This is a genomic window from Lentzea sokolovensis (genome assembly GCF_033949975.1).
GTDB classification, from domain to species: Bacteria; Actinomycetota; Actinomycetes; order Mycobacteriales; family Pseudonocardiaceae; genus Lentzea; species Lentzea sokolovensis.
Genome location: NZ_JAXAVU010000014.1, coordinates 53,060 through 70,020 on the forward strand (window position 1 = coordinate 53,060; position 16,961 = coordinate 70,020).

Annotated in this window: 16 protein-coding genes and 1 pseudogene; 9 read left to right on the top strand and 8 right to left on the bottom strand. The window is 70.0% G+C overall.

Translation table 11 applies throughout. The features are described from left to right. Positions 1-13: 13 nt before the first annotated feature. Together SK854_RS34300 and SK854_RS34305 are read right to left on the bottom strand one after the other, a co-directional pair. On the bottom strand, positions 14-592 hold the full coding sequence (locus tag SK854_RS34300) for a TetR/AcrR family transcriptional regulator (RefSeq protein ID WP_319979282.1): 579 nt from the start codon (positions 590-592) through the stop codon (positions 14-16). A 70-nt stretch (positions 593-662) separates the two neighbouring features. After that, entirely contained in the window at positions 663-1,493 is an 831-nt protein-coding gene (locus SK854_RS34305; protein WP_319979283.1) for an aldo/keto reductase, read from the bottom strand. Between the two features lie 103 nt (positions 1,494-1,596). On the opposite strand from SK854_RS34305, the gene SK854_RS34310 reads away from it, so the two are divergent. Then, entirely contained in the window at positions 1,597-2,502 is a 906-nt protein-coding gene (locus SK854_RS34310) for a LysR family transcriptional regulator (RefSeq protein WP_319979284.1), read from the top strand. A 6-nt stretch (positions 2,503-2,508) separates the two neighbouring features. Here the strand turns inward: SK854_RS34310 and SK854_RS34315 are convergent, their stop codons facing one another. The 5 genes from SK854_RS34315 to SK854_RS34335 all read right to left on the bottom strand — a co-directional run bounded on the left by SK854_RS34315 (position 2,509) and on the right by SK854_RS34335 (position 8,103). After that, on the bottom strand, positions 2,509-3,108 hold the full coding sequence (locus SK854_RS34315; protein ID WP_319979285.1) for a hypothetical protein: 600 nt from the start codon (positions 3,106-3,108) through the stop codon (positions 2,509-2,511). Between the two features lie 77 nt (positions 3,109-3,185). Then, positions 3,186-3,395 (bottom strand): hypothetical protein, encoded by a 210-nt coding sequence (locus SK854_RS34320; protein ID WP_319979286.1) that lies wholly within the window; start codon positions 3,393-3,395, stop codon positions 3,186-3,188. Between the two features lie 99 nt (positions 3,396-3,494). Then, positions 3,495-4,922 (bottom strand): alpha/beta fold hydrolase, encoded by a 1,428-nt coding sequence (locus SK854_RS34325; RefSeq protein WP_319979287.1) that lies wholly within the window; start codon positions 4,920-4,922, stop codon positions 3,495-3,497. A 32-nt stretch (positions 4,923-4,954) separates the two neighbouring features. Beyond that, on the bottom strand, positions 4,955-7,360 hold the full coding sequence (locus SK854_RS34330; protein WP_319979288.1) for an ABC transporter permease: 2,406 nt from the start codon (positions 7,358-7,360) through the stop codon (positions 4,955-4,957). Beyond that, on the bottom strand, positions 7,360-8,103 hold the full coding sequence (locus tag SK854_RS34335) for an ABC transporter ATP-binding protein (RefSeq protein ID WP_319979289.1): 744 nt from the start codon (positions 8,101-8,103) through the stop codon (positions 7,360-7,362). The genes SK854_RS34330 and SK854_RS34335 overlap by 1 nt, the downstream gene beginning before the upstream one ends. A gap of 149 nt (positions 8,104-8,252) precedes the next feature. On the opposite strand from SK854_RS34335, the gene SK854_RS34340 reads away from it, so the two are divergent. The 6 genes and pseudogenes from SK854_RS34340 to SK854_RS34365 all read left to right on the top strand — a co-directional run bounded on the left by SK854_RS34340 (position 8,253) and on the right by SK854_RS34365 (position 13,241). Then, the gene (locus SK854_RS34340) at positions 8,253-9,404 is read left to right on the top strand and encodes a sensor histidine kinase (protein WP_319979290.1); all 1,152 of its coding nucleotides are present in this window, start codon (positions 8,253-8,255) and stop codon (positions 9,402-9,404) included. Further along, positions 9,401-10,066 (top strand): response regulator transcription factor, encoded by a 666-nt coding sequence (locus SK854_RS34345; RefSeq protein ID WP_319979291.1) that lies wholly within the window; start codon positions 9,401-9,403, stop codon positions 10,064-10,066. The genes SK854_RS34340 and SK854_RS34345 overlap by 4 nt, the downstream gene beginning before the upstream one ends. Before the next feature lie 135 nt (positions 10,067-10,201). Next, positions 10,202-10,714: pseudogene (locus SK854_RS34350) on the top strand (ATP-binding cassette domain-containing protein); the annotation flags it as partial. A gap of 227 nt (positions 10,715-10,941) precedes the next feature. Beyond that, positions 10,942-11,934 carry an ABC transporter permease gene (locus SK854_RS34355; protein WP_319979292.1) on the top strand — a complete coding sequence of 331 codons (993 nt, stop codon included), beginning with the start codon at positions 10,942-10,944 and terminating at the stop codon, positions 11,932-11,934. A 45-nt stretch (positions 11,935-11,979) separates the two neighbouring features. After that, on the top strand, positions 11,980-12,378 hold the full coding sequence (locus SK854_RS34360) for a GntR family transcriptional regulator (protein WP_319980040.1): 399 nt from the start codon (positions 11,980-11,982) through the stop codon (positions 12,376-12,378). Beyond that, a complete protein-coding gene (locus SK854_RS34365) occupies positions 12,375-13,241 on the top strand; it encodes an ABC transporter ATP-binding protein (protein ID WP_319979293.1) in 867 nt (288 codons plus the stop codon). The genes SK854_RS34360 and SK854_RS34365 overlap by 4 nt, the downstream gene beginning before the upstream one ends. Before the next feature lie 15 nt (positions 13,242-13,256). Here SK854_RS34365 and SK854_RS34370 read toward each other — a convergent pair whose 3' ends face one another. After that, a complete protein-coding gene (locus SK854_RS34370; protein WP_319979294.1) occupies positions 13,257-14,168 on the bottom strand; it encodes a LysR family transcriptional regulator in 912 nt (303 codons plus the stop codon). Positions 14,169-14,435: 267 nt separating this feature from the next. Here SK854_RS34370 and SK854_RS34375 point away from each other — a divergent pair, with 267 nt between their 5' ends. Together SK854_RS34375 and SK854_RS34380 are read left to right on the top strand one after the other, a co-directional pair. After that, entirely contained in the window at positions 14,436-15,542 is a 1,107-nt protein-coding gene (locus tag SK854_RS34375; RefSeq protein WP_319979295.1) for a PrpF domain-containing protein, read from the top strand. Positions 15,543-15,599: 57 nt separating this feature from the next. Then, on the top strand, positions 15,600-16,916 hold the full coding sequence (locus SK854_RS34380; protein ID WP_319979296.1) for an SLC13 family permease: 1,317 nt from the start codon (positions 15,600-15,602) through the stop codon (positions 16,914-16,916). Positions 16,917-16,961: the final 45 nt, after the last annotated feature.

Sequence of the window (16,961 nt, forward strand, 5' to 3'; positions counted from 1 at the left end):
TGCAGGACACGGCCTAGTCTCGTCGCTCCAACAGGGGCGCGATCTCGACGAGCACGTCGTCGAGCGGGCCCAGGTCACGGTGGGCGCGGCAGAGGATGATCGCACCCTCGATCGCGGACACGACCAACGTCGCCAGTCGCTGCGCGCGCTGGGCCGCGAAACCGTTGGCGGCCAGCGTGTTCGCGAGGCTGGCCTGCCAACTGGTGAAGATCTCCCGCACCACGTCACCGGCCTCGGGGACGAGATCGCGGCTGTCCAGGGCCATCGCGGCGACCGGACAGCCCGCCCGGTAGTCGGTCTTGACCAGCGCCCGCTTCCAGAAGACGACGAGCCGGTCCACCATCTGCCGGACGTCGCCCCCGGCCGCCGACTCACTGACCACGGCGGCGATGTAGTCCCCGGCCTGGCGGACCGCGCCCAGGACCAACTCGTTGCGACCACCGGGAAAGTGGTGGTAGACGGACCCCCGCGGCGCACCGCTGTGCGCCAGCACCGCGTCCACCGTCACGCCGGCCGCGCCGCGTTCCCGCAACAACAGCACCGCGCTGTCCAGCATCCGCTGCCTGGTGCCCCGCCTGCCCTGCCCGCTCATCGCGCCGTCCCCTGATTCGGGAGTATGGCAGAGACCATAGTCGGTGTCGCCGGCCGCGGCTACCCGTTCGTCACGCCGGAACCACGTCACTCCGCGCCTGCCCGAGGCGGTCGAAGTCCTCGTCGGGCAGATCGACGTTCACCGCACCGGCGTTCTCCTCCAGGTGGCGCAGGGAGGACGTGCCGGGGATGGGGAGCATGACCCTCGACCGGCGCAACAACCACGCCAGCGCGACCTGGGCCGGGGTGACGCCGAGCCGGCGCGCCACCTCGGTCACCGGCGAGTCCGGCCGCACGCTCGGCGCGATCGGCAGCCAGGGCAGGAACGCGATGTCGTGCCGCTCGCAGTGCTCCAGCACGTTCTCCGAGCGCCGGTCGTCGAGGTTGTACCGGTTCTGCACGCTCACGATCGGCGTGATCCGCCCGGCTTCGACGATCTGCTCGACGGAGACCTCGGACAGCCCGACGTGCCGCACCTTTCCCTCGTCCTGCAGTTGCCGCAACGCGCCGATCTGGTCGGCCAGCGGGACCGCGGGGTCGACCCGGTGGAGCTGGAACAGGTCGATGCGCTCGACTCGCAACCGCCGCAGGCTCAGTTCGGCCTGCTGGCGCAGGTACTCCGGGCGACCGAGCGGGATCCACTCGTCGCCGGGGTGGCACTGACCGGCCTTGGTGGCCACCACGACACCGTCGGGACAGGGGTGTAGCGCCTCGGCCAGCAACTCCTCGTTGCGGCCCAGGTCGTAGGAGTCGGCCGTGTCGATGAAGGTGACGCCGAGCTCGACCGCGCGGCGCGCCAGGGCGTGTGCGGCGGCCGGGTCGTTCTCAGGCATCCGCATGGCGCCGAAACCCAGACGGTGGACCGGAAGGTCGCCACCGAGGACCAGAAGCTGATGGTGCACGAAGTCTCCTCGCGAAGGTCGGTTCAGGCGGCACCGACACTGCCGCTCCACCGTCGCTAAGACAATCGAAACATTCTTCGAACAACCGCGTAGCATCGCTAATGTGTTGAACCTGGAACGACTGCGGACCCTCCACGCGGTCTCCACGACGGGATCGGTCCGCGGCGCCGCCGAGGCATTGCACGTGACCACCTCGGCGGTGTCGCAGCAACTGTCCAGGCTGGAGCGCGAGATCGGCCAGCCCCTGCTGGAGAAGCAGGGTCGCGGCATCCGGCTCACCGACGCCGGCGACCTGCTGGCCGGCCACGCGGGCAGACTGCTGCGGCAGGTCGAACTCGTCGAGACCGACCTCGCCGGCCACCGCGGCGCCGTGGCCGGATCACTCACGGTGGCCGCGTTCGCCACGGCCGCCCGCGGCCTGCTGCCGACGGTGCTGCACACGTTGCGACAGCGGCACCCGAACCTGTCCGCACGACTCGCGGAGCTGGAACCCGACGAGTCGATCGCACAACTGCGCCACGCCGACATCGACATCGCGGTGGTGCAGGACTGGCCGGAAGAGCCACTCGCGGTGCCCGACGGGATCTCCTGCGCGCCGCTGCTGGAAGACGTTCTCGACGTGGCCCTGCCCGCCCACCATCCGCTGGCCGACCGGGCCGCCGTGACGCTGGACGAACTGAGCGGCGAGGACTGGGTCGGCTGGCCCAGCGACGAGATCTGCCACGGCTGGCTGGAGAACACCCTGCGCCGCAACGGAATCCAGCGCCAAGTCAGGCACACCGCCTCCGAACACTCCACCCAGCTCGCGTTGGTGACGGCCGGGCTCGGCGCCGCGATCATCCCCCGGCTCGGCCGCGGCGCCACACCAGAAGGTGTCCGGTTCGTGCCGCTGCTGCCGGCACCCCGACGACGGGTGTTCGCCTTGTGGCGCGACAGCACCACGAACCGCCCCGCGTGCCGGGCGGCGCTGCGCGCACTGCAGGACGCCGCCCTGCAGTGCGACACCTGACCAGCGTCAAATCCCGTAGCTGAAGTGGAGCAGGCCGACGAGTTCTTCGACGTCGTCCACGAGTTCGATGCACGAAATGCCGCTGGCGCTGTCGTAGGACGGGAACAGCATCACGTTCAACCCGGTCTCCGGGTCGACGACCTCGTTGGGCCACGGGCCCTTCCGGTGCACGCTCTCGGTCGACAGCACCGCCTCCTTGAGGCGGGCGAAGGTCTCCCCCGTGATGAACGAGTTGGCCTTCTGACTCGCCAGGCAGGTGTAGTCCTCGATGGTCATGAGGCCCGCCTGCTCGTGCCGCCAGGTGGCCTCGGCGAGCTTCTCCGGTCCGGCCAGGGCGATGAAGACCACGCGCACGTCGTACCGCGTCCGCTCGGGGTCGTCGCCGTAGCCGTCGATCCCGACGAACACCGAGTAGGTCCTGGGCGGCACGTCGTAGCTGTCCTCGCCGAACGGCGTGTCGTCCGGCGTGGACCAGACGACCGGCCCGTCCACCACCAGGTCACCCGCGCGCTCGATCCACTGGGGCAGGGCACCGCACGGTGAGTTGGCGTCCGCCCAAGCCCAGTTCCGCTCGATGAGGTCCGGCACGAGAACGTCCATGTCCATGGGGAACCTTTGCACGGCCGCGAATCGTGCGAGCAGGTGCTCGTTTCGCTAACCCGGCGCGCGAGCTGGGCCGGGAACTACTCGGCCCGGTCAGGGTTGGCCGGGTGGCGACGCCACCAGCCCAGCAGTGCGGCCAGGACCAGGCAACCGCCCAGCGTCCCCACACCCGCGCCCATCCACTGAGCCCGGTCGTGCAGCAGGACGGCCGCCACGACGAGCGCGATGTAGACCGCGCAGACGACGAGCCAGAAGCGCACCCGCTGGGCCTTGGTCGCACGGTCGGACATCAGAAGGATCCTTTCAGTCCTGCGGCGAAACCTGCGCAGGTTCCGCCGGGTCAGTGGTGTTGATCGGGTCCCTGGGCGTAGTTGTACAGGTCGGGCGAGCTACAGCCCAGGCCCCGGAACCGGTGCGCCCGCGCAGCTGCCCGTCGACGTGCGGCCGGTGTCGAAGAACGTCACCGCGGCCTCGGCGCAGGGCAGGTCCTGCAGCGAGCCGTGGGCGTCGTCCTCGATCGTCATCAGGTCACCGCCGATGCGACCGCGCATCTCCAGGGCCCAGCCGATCGGCGTCACCGGCTCGTACAGGTGGGCGACGAGCTGCACGGGGCTCTTGCCGGCCTTGAGGTCCCACGGCTTTCCCTCCGTCGGCCAGCCGACGCAGCGCTGTTCGTAGATCCCGAACCGGCCGGCCACCGGGAAGCGTTCGGCGCGCTCCTCGTGGTGGCGCCACACGGTTTCGAAGTCGCGGGCGCTGGGTGAGTCGTTGCACAGCAACGCGGTCTGCGGGAACGGGTCGTAGCGGTGGACGTCCGCGTCCCAGCCGAGACCACCCGGCCGGTTCGGTGCTACCGCTCCGGTGTCCTTGATGGACCTGAGCTGAGCGGCGAGGCCCGCCCATTCCTTGCGGGGATTGGCGTACATCATGTTCACGGTGTCGCCGTCGACGACGCTGCCGTCGGGCATCGTGCGCGGGTGGGCGGTCAGCTCGGCCCGCAGGTCCAGCAGTGCTTGGGAGACCACGGTCTGGGTGGAGCCGAAGTGGTAGACGGCGTCGTAGCGGGCGATCCAGGCGGCGAACTCGTGGAACGTGTTCTCCCCCGCGTTGGCCTGACCGTCGTCCATCGTCCTGACGTCGAGCACCGGTGGCACGACGGAGTCGAGCAGCATCCGGTCCACGCGGTCGTCGAACAGCGTCCGGTACGTCGCGCCGAGCCCTGTGCCCCAGGAGATTCCGTAGTAGCCGATCTTCTTCTCGCCGAGTGCCTCGCGGATGACGTCCATGTCGCGGGCGACGTTCTGGGTGGTCATGGAGCGGACCAGGTCCGGGTCGCGGTCGAAGCACTCGCGGTTGCGCCTGGCGTCGCGTTCGGCGGCGAACCGGGCACGGTCCTTCGGGGACAGCGACGGGTCCGGCCGCGTGTCATCGCTTTCGCACGGAACGGCTGTGCTGTAGCCGATACCGCGCGCGTCGAAGCCGATGAGGTCGTGATGGACGTTGAGCCCGCCGGCCTTGCTCGCGGCGAGATGCTGCGGCATCGTCACGCCCTGCTGGCCTGGACCGCCGGGGTTCACCAGGATCGCGCCGGTCCTGTCACCGGTGGCTTTGAGCCTGCTGACCGCGATCTGGATCTGACGCCCGCCGGGGTTCGCGTGGTCGAGCGGTACGCGGACCATCGCGCATTCGGTGCGCTGGTCGTCCGGATTCCATCCGGCGGCCACGGCCGAGCACGGTTTCCAGTCCGGCTGCTCAGCGGCGGAAGCGACGCCGCCGGCGCAGAGCACGGAGCCCATCAACACAACTACGGACAGCATGGAACGCAACGGTTCTCTCCTCAGGTTGGCAGTCACTCGGTGTCCGTCTTGATCGCCGTCAGGATCGGGATCCGCACGGCGCGGCGGGCCGGGACGAAGGCCGCGGCGACACCGATCGCGACGGTGATCGCCATGAACACGGCCAGCCGGTCCCACGGGAGCACGGGGGTGGTGTTCGCCTGTCCGCTCACCGTCATCGCCCCGATCACGCAGCCCGACACGACGCCGGCCAGCGCACCGATCACCGCGATGATCACCGACTCGATCCGCAGCACGGCGCCCACCTGGGACCGGCCGAGCCCGACCGCGCGCAGCAGGCCGATCTCGCGGATGCGCTCCATGGTGGACATCGTCATGGTGTTGACCACGGACATCGCGCCGATCAGGACCGAGACGCTCAGCATCGCGTAGAGGAGGTTGAGGTACAGGTCGTACTGCGCGGCCTGCGACTCGACGTACTCGTCGCGCGTCTGCACCACGAGGACCGGGTTGTCCAACGCGCTGCGGATGTCGTCGCGCACCTTCTCCGCCGATCCGCCTGCCTTGATCAGGATCTCGCGGTTCCAGAGCTCGTCCGCCGGGATGTTCGCCGTGTCGACGAGGGCATCGGCGCCGAACTCCTCGGGTGCGTCGAAGGTGGCCACGACCGTGAGCGGCTTCTCCTCGCCCACCTTCGACCCCACCGTCCAGCCGTGTGCCGCCGCGACGCCGCTGTGCACCGCGATGCCCGTGCCGAGCTGGTCCAGCGAGCCCTCGCGAATCGTCAGCGGCACGAGCGCGCTGATCGATCCCGCGTTCACCCCGGTCACCTGAAGGGAGCCCTTGTCCAACGGCAGCAACGCCTGCCGCAGCGCCGTGACGTGCTCGACGCCGGGAACCTTCGCGATCTCGTCGGCCGTGCTCGGGCTGACATCCGCGAACGGGAGCGCCTCCACGCGGATGTCCGCGTGGTTCCACGACTTCGCGGTCTCCTCGCTCTTCGCCGAGATCGACGCGATCGGCACGGTGACGGCGGCGCAGACCGACAGTCCGATCATGAGCGCGCTCGCCGTCGCACCGGTGCGACGCGGGTTGCGGCGCGTGTTCTCCACGGCGAGGGTGCCGGTGAGGCCGGCGAACCGGGTCAACGGACCGCGCAGCACCGAGGTCAGCCCCGCGGCGAGCAACGGCGTGAGGATGATCAGGCCGATCAGCATGGTCGGCGCGCCGAGGTAGATCATGGTCTGCTCGCCTCGCCCGAGCACCACCATCAAGGTACCGATCGCGGTGACCACGAAGCCCACGATGTTCCTGCGGCGCAACGACTTCCCCGTCGGAGGAAGGCCGGTGCGCAGTGCCGCGACGGGCGGGACCGCGGCAGCGCGGCGGGCCGGGAGGTAGGCGGCCAGCAGGGTCACGCCGAGTCCGACGCCGAACGCCGCGAGGAGGGTGGCCGGGGTGAACGGCCGCAACGGGACCGGCGCCCCTTCGAAGACGGCGAACTCCGACTTCAGCACCGCCGCGCCGCCCACGCCCAGCAGGTAGCCGACCGCGGTCGCGGCGACGCCCAGCAGCGACGCCTCGGTGAGGACCATGCGCAGCACGTACCGCCGCCCGGCGCCGATCGCCCGCAGCAGCGCGTGTTCGCGCGCCCTGGCGGCGGCGAGCATCGTGAAGGTGTTGGCCACCAGGAAGGCCGACGAGAACAGCGCCACGCCCGCGAAGATCAGCAGGATCATGGTCAGCTTGTCGTTGTCGCTCGCTTCAAGACTGGTCAGCTCGTCGGCGGTGGACGTCCGCAGGTCGGGCGACGCCGTCTCCACCGCTGTGGCCAGCGCTCCCGGGCCAGTACCCGGCGCCGCGGTCAGCAAAGCCGAGGTGTAGCCGCCGTGGCCGAACTGCTCGCGCGCCGTGGCGTCGGCGAACGCGACGAGCGTGCCGCCCCGCACGATCCGGGTGTTCTCGTAGTCGAACACACCGGTCAGCCGGACGTCACGCGCCGTGCCCGCCACGACGACCCGCATCTTGTCGCCGACCTGGTAGCCGGTGCGTTGGGCGGCCCACTTGTCGAGCGCGGCCTCGTCCGGTCCGGACGGAGCCACGCCGTTGGTCAGCTCGTGGCGCTGCGGGTCGAAGTTGACGCCACCGTCGGATCCCGGTGTGCCGACGAGCTTCCCGTCCTTGCCGACCAGGAACGCCGGGCCTTCCGCGACCGGACGCAGGCCACCGGCCCCGGCCACGCCGCGCAGCCGTTCGATCGTCGCGGCGGACAGGGCCTTGTTGTCCCGTTGCTCGACCTGGACGTCGAAGTCCTTGGGCGCGCCCTCCACGGCCGCACGCACGGTCTCGCCGTAGACCAGTGACCCGGTGACGAACGCGACGCCGAACACGATCGCGATCGCCGGCAGGAGGAAACGCACTCGGTTGTCCATCATGGACCGCCATGCCACGCGGATCATCAGCGCACCGCCTGGCCGTCGAAGCGGCGCATCCGGTCCAGCACCAGATCCGCTGTGGGGCCGGCCATCTCGTCGACGATCCGTCCGTCGGCGAGGAACAGCACGCGGTCCGCGTAGCCGGCGGCGATCGGGTCGTGCGTGACCATCAGCACCGTCTGTCCCCACTCCTTCGCGCACCGGCGCAGCAGCCCCAGGATCTGCCCACCGCTGCGGGAGTCGAGGTTGCCGGTCGGTTCGTCGGCCACCACGATCTCCGGCCGCGACACGAGCGCCCGCGCGCAGGCCACGCGCTGCTGCTGGCCCCCGGACAGCTCGGAGGGCCGGTGCCCGAGCCGGTCACCGAGCCCGACCGCGTCGACCACCCGCCGCGTCCAGTCCTGATCCGGTTTCGTGCCGGCCAGCGTCAGCGGCAGGACGATGTTCTCCCAGGCGGTCAGCGTCGGAAGCAGGTTGAACGACTGGAAGACGAACCCGATCCGGTCCCGCCGCAGCCGCGTGAGCTCGGCCTCCTTCAGCGAGCCGAGGTCGGCGCCACCGACCCACGCCTTGCCCGAGGTCGGTGTGTCGAGCCCCGCCAGGCAGTGCATCAGGGTGGACTTGCCGGAGCCCGAAGGCCCCATCACCGCGGTGAACTCGCCGCGCAGGAACTGCGCGGACACCCCGTCCAGCGCCGTCACCGCGGCCTGCCCTGACCCGTACACCTTGCCCAGCCGGTCGGCCACCGCCACCGTTCGCTGATCCATCTGGCACCGTTCTCGTCGACTCCGGGGAACGGTGCACAGCCTGCTGACGGAAGACCCCGCGCGGATCCATCGCACTGCTGAGTGATCTCGGGACGGCTCCACCGAAAGGTTGAGGCGGCTCGCCGCGGCTCTGACCTACCGTCGCCGGTATGACAGGCATCCTGACCCGGCTCACCTGGTGGCAACGCGTCGTCTTCTGGCTGATCGTCGCGGCCGGGGGCGCCGTGCTGGTCGTCGAGGCGTTCAGCTCACCGAGCGTGTACGGCGCCGTGGGATTGGTGGTCTGCGGGATCCTGCCCTCGGTGGCGTTGTTCACGCGCGACCTGCCCGCACGGGCCGTGGCGGGCATCGGGACGCTGTCGATCGCCTTCACCGTCGTGTGCGCGACCGTGCTGCCCGGTCACCTCGACAACACGTTCGGGTTCTTCGAGCTCATCGGGCTGGCGTGCCTCTGCGTCCGGACCCTGCTGGTGTTCCCGGCCTGGCGCGCGGCGGGGCTGTGCCTTCTGCTGGGCCTCGCCGCGACCACACTGCCGTTGCGCCTGGAGGACCTGGACACCGCCTACACCCCCTTGATGTCGTTCATCATCGCCGTGGTGCTGGCGTTCGTCCTGCTGCTCGGGCTGGTCATGCGGCTGTACGACCGCGGCCGCACCGACTCGTTCCAGCTGTCCCGGCAGGCGCAACGGCTGGAGTACGCCCGCGACCTGCACGACTTCGTGGCCCACCACGTGACCGCGATCGTCGTGCAGACCCAGGCGGTCCGCTTCGCCACGGGCAGCGGACAACTGCCGGACCCCGCCGTGCTGGACAAGATGCTCGACGGCATCGAACGGGCGGGCTCGCAGGCGTTGACGTCGATGCGGACCATGGTCGACGTCCTGCGCGACGACAACGCCCCGATGCACCCCCATCAGGCGATCACCCTGATGATGAACGACCTCGCGTCCAGCTTCACCGGTGCGCCGGTCAGCACGAACATCGATCCGGCTATCGCCTCCCTCGACCTGCCCACCTCCACTGTGGACGCTGCCCGGCACGTGGTGCAGGAGGCGCTCACCAACGTGCTGAGGCACGCCACCCGCGTGAGCCAGGTGATGGTCAGCGCCCGCGCCAGGGGTTCGGAGGTGGAGATCAGCGTCACCAACGACGGTCAGGCAGGCGACAACGGCCTGCCCAAGGGCGGCTTCGGCCTGGTCGGCCTGGCCGAACGGGTGGAATCGGCCGGTGGCAGCCTTTCCGCCGGCCCGACGGGTCGTGGTTGGGCTGTGACAGCACTTCTGCCATCCTCCACCGCATGACAATCCGTGTGCTGATCGCCGACGACCAGGAGATGATCCGCTCGGCGTTCGGGATGATCCTCGGCACACAGCCCGACATGGAGGTCGTGGCGAGCGTCGCGGACGGCGAGAGCGCGGTCGAGCAGGCCCGCCGGCTGCGCCCCGACGTCTGCCTGCTCGACATCCGGATGCCGGCACTCGACGGCCTGGAGGCGACGCGGCTGCTCGCCGGCCCCGATGTGGACGCACCCCTCAACGTGCTCATCGCGACCACGTTCGACCTCGACGAGTACGTGTACCGCGCGCTGCAGAACGGCGCGTGCGGGTTCCTGCTCAAGGACATGTCGCCGGCGCTGCTGATCGAGGCGGTCCGCGCCGCCTCCACCGGCACCAGCCTCATCTCCCCCACCGTGACGGTGCGGCTGCTGTCGAAGCTGGCGCCGGCCCGGCGGACCGGTGACTCCACTGTGGACAGACCACTGCCGGAACCGCTGACCGACCGCGAACTGGACGTCGTGAAGCTCGTCGCGAACGGCCACACCAACGACGAGATCGGCGCCAAGCTGTACGTCTCCGTCGCCACCGTGAAGACGCACCTGGCGAACGCGCAACGCAAGCTCGCCGTCCGCAACCGCGTCGAGATAGCGGCCTGGGCGTGGCGCACCGGCGTCGTCTCCGGCTGAACGGAACAGCGTCCTCCGAACCAGCCATCTCCGGCCAAGGTTGCCTCGGCGAGGCAGATCTCACGGTTCACTACTTCACTAGTGAAAGGTGTTACCTTGGCGTCAGCCGATGACGGAAAGGAGACGGCCGTGAACATGCGAGGTCAGCCGGAACAGGTGCTTCCGGTCTTCACCCAGGGTGTGGGCAAGCGGTACCGCAGGGGCTGGGCGCTGCGGGAAACATCCCTGGTGATCCCCCAGAACCGGGTCGTGGCCCTCGTCGGCCCGAACGGCGCGGGCAAGAGCACGCTGATGGGACTCGTCACCGGCCTGCTGCGCCCGACGACAGGAACCATCACCGTGTTCGGTGACCGCCCGACGGGCAAGGGCCTGCACCCGGCGGTGTCCTACCTGGCTCAGCAGAAGCCGCTCTACCACCAGTTCACCGTGGCGGAGACGCTGACGTACGGCGCGCGGACCAACCCGACCTGGGACCAGGGCTACGCGGAGCACCTGATCGAGCAGGCGGCGGTGCCGATGAACGCGAAGGTCGGCACCCTGTCCGGCGGGCAGCGCACCCGCGTGGCCCTGGCCCTGGCGCTGGGCAAGCGGCCGAGCCTGCTGCTGCTCGACGAACCGCTGGCCGACCTGGACCCGCTGGCCCGCGAGAACGTGCTGCGCGCACTGATCACCGAAGCGAGAACCCAAGGCATCACAGTGGTGTTGTCGTCGCACGTGCTGGCCGAACTCGAAGGCGTGTGCGACCACCTCGTCCTGCTCCACAAAGGACGGATCCTGCTGGCCGGCGACGTCAGCCGGCTCGGCGCGGGCGGCACCCCGCTCGGCCAGCTGGCACTCGACCACATGCGCGCGGCGGCGGCGCAGGAGGAAGCGGCATGATCTGGGCTTCATGGCGGCAGCAGCGCCTGCAACTGATCACCCTGCTGGGCATGCTGGTGATCGGCGCGGGTGCCATCGTCCTGCTGTGGTCGAACATGGTCGACGACATCACCTCGTCGCAGCTCACCGCGTGCGTGACGCAGACCCTCCAGGAGTGTTCCGCGCCGGACGGGGCGGAGAAGGCCTTCCGGGAGGTGTGGGGAGACCGGTTCGACACGGGGCGGTTCGTGATCACCGCCCTGCCGGCCCTGATCGGTGTCTTCATCGGAGCGCCCCTGTTCGCCAAGGAACTGGAGCAGGGTACGCACGTACTGGCCTTCACCCAGTCGGCGAGTCGCACCCGGTGGATGTTCAGCAAGCTGGTGGTCGCGCTGCTGCCCGCGTTGATCGTGCTGATCACGCTGCAGTACCTGGTATCCGGATGGCTGGCCGCGGCCGGCACGCTGGGGCCGCTGAGGAACGGTCCGTTCAACGCGTTGAACTTCGGCATCGCGCACGTCTCGCCCGTGGGCTACACGCTGTTCGCGTTCATGCTCGGGACCTTCCTCGGGGTGCTGACCCGCCGCACCCTGGCAGCGATGACCGCGGTGCTCGGCGCGTTCATCGTCGTGCGCGCCGCCCTGTCCGGCCTGGTGGACCGCCTGGTTCCCCCGCAGCGACTGGAGGTTGCGTCCGGCGCGAGCCTGGAGGTGGACAGGAACACCAGCCTGGTGATCGACGACGGCTGGCTCGACACGGCCGGACGACCGGTACCGCAGGACAAGGTCTCGACCCTGACCCAGGCCTGCAAGTCGACGCCGGGCGGGACGCCGAACACGCAGGAGGGATTCCTGGCGTGCCTGCCGCAGTCCGGTCTCGCCAAGCGGTACGCGGTCTTCATCCCGGAGAGCCAGGCGTGGCAGGTGCACCTGGTCGACGTGGCGATCTTCGGCGGGCTCGCCGTCCTGCTCCTGGCGGGCACCGTCTGGGCGCTGCGGCGCCAGAGCTGATCGCGGTGGAGGCCCTGAACTGCGGGAGCACCTATGCTGACCGATGTGATCGAGTTCCGGATCGACCGGCGCTCCGGGGTCTCCACCTACATGCAGATCGTCCATCAGGTCAAACACGCCATGCGACTGGGACTGCTGACCCCCGGCGACCGGCTGCCCTCAGCGCGCGAGGTGGTGGAGGCGACCGCCGTCAACCCCAACACCGTGCTCAAGGCGTACCGCGAACTGGAACGCGACGGACTGGTGCAGGGCCGCCGTGGTCTCGGCACGTTCGTGACGAAGTCGCTGTCCTCCGAGGCCACCGCAGGCGACGACGCCCCGTTGCGGCAGGAACTGACCGGCTGGATGGGCCACGCACGGGAAGACGGCCTCGGGGTCGAGGACGTCGACGCCCTGTACTTCGCGGTCCGCGACGAGCACTACCCCGCTGAGGAACGATCATGACCCCGTTGACCGCCACCGGCCTGGGCAAGCGATACCGCGACAACTGGGCCGTCCGCGACTGCAGTTTCACCATCCCCGAGGGCAAGGTCGTCGCCCTGGTCGGACCGAACGGCGCCGGCAAGAGCACCCTGCTGCGCATCGCCGCGGGCCTCGTCCGCCCGAGCACCGGTGAGCTGAGGGCGTTCGGCACCCCGCTGCGGGGCCGCATCCACCCGGACGTCTCGTTCCTGGCGCAGAACAGGCCGCTCTACCGCGATCTCACGGTGCGCGAACTGATCCGGGTCTGCGCGGCCATGAACGACCGCTGGTCCGCCGAGCGAGTCGACGAGGTTCTGGGACTGCTGGGCGGCGTGGACCAGGAGGCGAAGGTGCGCACCCTGTCCGCCGGCACCCGGACCCAGGTGGCCATCGCGATGGCGCTGGGACGGCTCCCGCGGTTGCTGCTCCTGGACGAACCTCTGTCCGACCTGGATCCGCTGGCACGCGACGAGACGCTGCGGATCATCATGACCGAGGTGGCCGAACGCGGCACCACGGTGGTGATGTCCTCCCATCTGCTCACGGACCTGCGCGAAGTGTGCGACCACCTCCTGCTGATCGACGACGGCCGGGTGCAGGTCGACGGCGACATCGAGGAAGTCCTGGCACAGCACAGGTTCCTGGCCGGACCGGCCGCGGACGAGGCCAGTGTGGACGGAACGCTGGTGAGCGCGACCCGCACCCAGCGCCAGTCCATCCTGCTGCTGCGCGACCCGAAACCGGCGCCGGAGGGCTGGTCCACCACGGAACCGGATCTGGAATCCCTGGTCATGGGCTATCTGCGCGCGTCGCGCGACCGGCGGTCACCGGCCCGACGCGGATAGCTCCGCGGACGGAGATCAGGGCTTGGTCTGGTACTCGCGGGCGACGTCGACCAGCAGTTGGTGCATGGCGAGTTCGGCGGGTGCGCGAAGCCGGTCCTGGCGGTGCGCCAGCAGGACGCGCCGGGCCGGCACGTCGGTGCCGAGGGCGAGGACGCGGACGTCCGGGTTCGGGTTGCGCACCGCCGTCCTCGGCGCGAGCGCGACTCCGAGTCCGACGCTCACCATGGCCTGCGCCTCCTGGTAGTCGTTGGCCTCGAACGCGATCTTCGGGGTGAAGCCGGCGGCGCGGCAGCTGCGTTCGAGCACCTCGGCCACCGGGTGGTCGTGGGCGCGGACGATCCACTCCTCGTCGGCGAGCTCGGACATGGTGGTGAACCGCTTGCGGGCGAGGCGGTGGTCGGCGGCGACGATGAGCACGGTCGGATCGTCGAGCAGCGGGGTCAGGGAGATGTCGTCCACGTCGACCCGGTTCCACGCGTAGTCCCACAGGAGCGCGATGCCGACCGTACCGTTCTCCAGCAGTTCGACGAGCTCGTCGAACCGGGTGCTGCGCACGTCCAGGCGGAGGTCGGGGTACTGGCGGCGGAACCGGCTGACGACCAGCGGGAGCAGAGCGCTGGCGACGGTCGGGAACACCCCGACCGCGATGGTGCCGCGGCGCAGTCCCGCGAGTTCGGCGAGATCGGCCTCGGCGGCGCTGAGCCTGCGCAGGACGTGGCGGGCGTGGCCGGCCAGCACGGCTCCCGCCTCGGTGGGGCGCACGCCCCTGGCCTGCCGGTGCAGCAGGGGTTGACCGGCCTCCACCTCAAGCCTGCGCAGCTGCTGCGAGACCGCGGACGGGGTGTAGCCGAGCTGTTCCGCGGCGGCGGTCATCGAACCGGTGTCGACCACGGCCGCGAGCAGCGCCAGGCGTCGGACGTCCAGCATGGGCGCTCCTCGTGCGAAGAAGTTTGATGCGGCGACTTCATTGTTCGATGACTTCTGTGCAGTTTAGCTTCAAGCTGCTGGCCGACTCTCAGCTGTGACTTTGTTCGGCCAACGTCCGAACTGGCGGTCAGTTGGGTCAGCTGAGCCTGAAGCATTGCTTCACGGGTGTTCAGATTCTCGTGATTGTGTTCACTCTCGACGCGAGTCACGGTAGCCGTCGTTCCCCGGCTGTTACGGCGGTGTTGCGACCGCCGCGAAGGAGTGACTGTGCGAGAGATCCCGGCGACGTGGATGCGCGGCGGCACCAGCAAGTGCTGGGTGTTCGAGCGCGACGTCCTCACGGTGCCCGGCCGCAGCGTCGACGAGGTGCTGCTGCGCCTGTACGGAAGCCCTGATCCGCGCCAGGTCGACGGTGTCGGCGGGGCGACCTCCACCACCAGCAAGGCCGTCGTGCTCACCAGGAGCGACCGGCCCGGCATCGACGTCGAGTACACGTTCGCCCAGATCGGCATCGCCGACGGGCGGGTGGACTGGACGAGCAACTGCGGCAACTGCTCGGCCGTCGTCGGGCCCTACGCGCTGCGGCGCGGCTGGGTGGCGCCCACCGGCGAGGTGACCACGGTGCGGATCAACAACACCAACACCGGCCAGTTGATCGTCGTCGACGTGCCGACGCCCTCGGGCCGCGTGACCGAACAGGGTGGAGACCACATTCCCGGGGTGGCCCAACCCGGCCTCGGGGTGCACCTGTGGTTCGTCGATCCGGCCGGCCGGACGACCGGGGCGTTGCTGCCCACGGGCAACGCCGTCGACGTGGTGGACGGCGTCCGCGCCACGCTGCTCGACGCCGGGGCTCCCGTCGTCCTGGTCTCCGCCACCGAGGTCGGCGCGGACGGTGAGGCTTCCCCGGCCGCACTCGACGCCCAGGAAGACCTGCTGGCCCGGCTCGACCGCATCCGCCGTGTCGCGGCGGTCCGCATGGGCCTCGCCGCCAGCCCCGCGGACGCCGCCAGGGCCATCCCCAAGATCGCCCTGGTGAGCGCGGGCCGACCGGGGCGTTCGGACGTGACCGTGCGGATGTTGTCCATGGGACGGACGCATCCCGCGCTGGCCATCACCGGAAGCGTCGCGCTCACCGCGGCCGCGCACACGCCGGGTACGGTCCTGTCCGACTTCACCACCGGCGAGCGGGAGGTGCTGCGCCTGGACACTCCGGCCGGCGTCGTGACCACCCGTGCGGGCACTCGCGACGGACTGCTCGCGATCGGGGTCACCCGGACCGCACGTCGTATCGGCGACGCGACCCTCGCCCTGCCCGACGACGAGCCGCTGGCGACCCAGCCCACGACACAGGCCGCCTCGTCGGCCGCCTGACCGCACCGTCCCCGCCCGGACGGAAGCGTCAGGGCCGTACGACCGAAGAGGACAATGATGTCATCACAGCTGATCGCGATCCTGGTTCTGGGCGGCATGTTCGTCATCGCCACGATGCTGCCCATCAACATCGGGATCCTCGCGCTCGTCTCGTCGTTCGTGGTCGGCACGTTCGTGTTCGGCCTGGAGGACAAAGAGATCTTCGAGGGATTCCCGGTCTCTCTGTTCATCACCGTCGTCGGCGTCACCTACCTGTTCTCCGTCGCCAAGCTCAACGGCACCATCGACCTGTTGGTACAGGGCGGAATCCGGCTCGTGCGAGGCCGCGCGACCCTCGTCCCGTGGGTGCTGTTCCTCGTCGCGGCCACGCTGACCGCGCTGGGCACCTTCACCCCCGCGGCCGTCGCGCTCCTGGTGCCGATCGGGATGAGCTTCGCCTTCACCTACCGCATCAGCCCGCTGATGATCGGCATGATGGTGATCTGCGGCGCGCACGCCGGGGCGTTCTCCCCGATGGCGGTGTCCGGCGCGCTCGTGTACGGCATCGTGGCCAAGTCCGGTCTGACGATCTCCCACGCCACGTTGTTCTTCGCGAGCCTGGGCTTCAACCTCCTGCTCGCCGCCATCACCTACGTGATGCTCCGCCGCCGCGGCGAGGAGAGCTTCGACGAGCACCCGGACAGCGCCACGGCCGACGGTGACGCGCCCACCGGAGGAAGTGCCCCGGCACCGGCCGCCGGTGGTGTCGCCACCGAGGTCAGGCCGAAGACGACCGCGGTCACCTGGCACCAGCGGGCCACGCTCGCGGCGCTGGTCGGGCTCGTGGTCGGCGCGCTCGCCTTCCACCTGCAGATCGGGTTCCTCGCCCTGGCCGCGGGTGTCGTGCTCGCCCTGCTCGACCGCGCGAACCTCGGCAAGGCCGTCGACGGCATCAGCTGGCCCACCATCCTCCTGGTCGCCGGCATGGTCACCTACGTGGGAGTGCTGGAGCACTCCGGCACCATCGACTGGGTCGCCCACGGCGCGGTCGGCCTGGGAGCCCCGTTGCTCGTGGCACTCGTGCTGTGCGTCATCGTCGGCGTCACCTCGGCGTTCGCCTCGTCCACGGCCATTCTCACCGCGACCATCCCGATGGCGATCCCGTTGCTGCTCACCGGATCACTCCCGGTCGCGGGCGTCGTCGCCGCCATGGCCATCTCCACGACGATCGTGGACGTCTCACCGTTCTCCACCAACGGCGCGCTGGTCCTCGCCAACGCCCGCGGTGTCGACCGGAACCGCTTCTACCGGCAGGTCATCTCCTACACCTGCGTCATCGTCGCCCTCGGACCGGTCGCGGCGTGGGCGGTGCTCGTCCTGCCGGGCTCGTTCTGATCAGCGGTCGCCACGGGTCTCGCCCGTGGCGACGCGTGTGCTGAC

Bases quoted from the DNA above. Each gene is read 5' to 3' on its own strand.
- SK854_RS34340 (WP_319979290.1), top strand. From the start codon at position 8,253: ATGACAGGCATCCTGACCCGGCTCACCTGGTGGCAACGCGTCGTCTTC.
- SK854_RS34330 (WP_319979288.1), bottom strand. From the start codon at position 7,360: ATGATCCGCGTGGCATGGCGGTCCATGATGGACAACCGAGTGCGTTTC.
- SK854_RS34315 (WP_319979285.1), bottom strand. From the start codon at position 3,108: ATGGACATGGACGTTCTCGTGCCGGACCTCATCGAGCGGAACTGGGCT.
- SK854_RS34355 (WP_319979292.1), top strand. From the start codon at position 10,942: ATGATCTGGGCTTCATGGCGGCAGCAGCGCCTGCAACTGATCACCCTG.
- SK854_RS34345 (WP_319979291.1), top strand. From the start codon at position 9,401: ATGACAATCCGTGTGCTGATCGCCGACGACCAGGAGATGATCCGCTCG.
- SK854_RS34300 (WP_319979282.1), bottom strand. From the start codon at position 592: ATGAGCGGGCAGGGCAGGCGGGGCACCAGGCAGCGGATGCTGGACAGC.
- SK854_RS34365 (WP_319979293.1), top strand. From the start codon at position 12,375: ATGACCCCGTTGACCGCCACCGGCCTGGGCAAGCGATACCGCGACAAC.
- SK854_RS34320 (WP_319979286.1), bottom strand. From the start codon at position 3,395: ATGTCCGACCGTGCGACCAAGGCCCAGCGGGTGCGCTTCTGGCTCGTC.
- SK854_RS34325 (WP_319979287.1), bottom strand. From the start codon at position 4,922: ATGCTGTCCGTAGTTGTGTTGATGGGCTCCGTGCTCTGCGCCGGCGGC.
- SK854_RS34380 (WP_319979296.1), top strand. From the start codon at position 15,600: ATGTCATCACAGCTGATCGCGATCCTGGTTCTGGGCGGCATGTTCGTC.
- SK854_RS34370 (WP_319979294.1), bottom strand. From the start codon at position 14,168: ATGCTGGACGTCCGACGCCTGGCGCTGCTCGCGGCCGTGGTCGACACC.
- SK854_RS34335 (WP_319979289.1), bottom strand. From the start codon at position 8,103: ATGGATCAGCGAACGGTGGCGGTGGCCGACCGGCTGGGCAAGGTGTAC.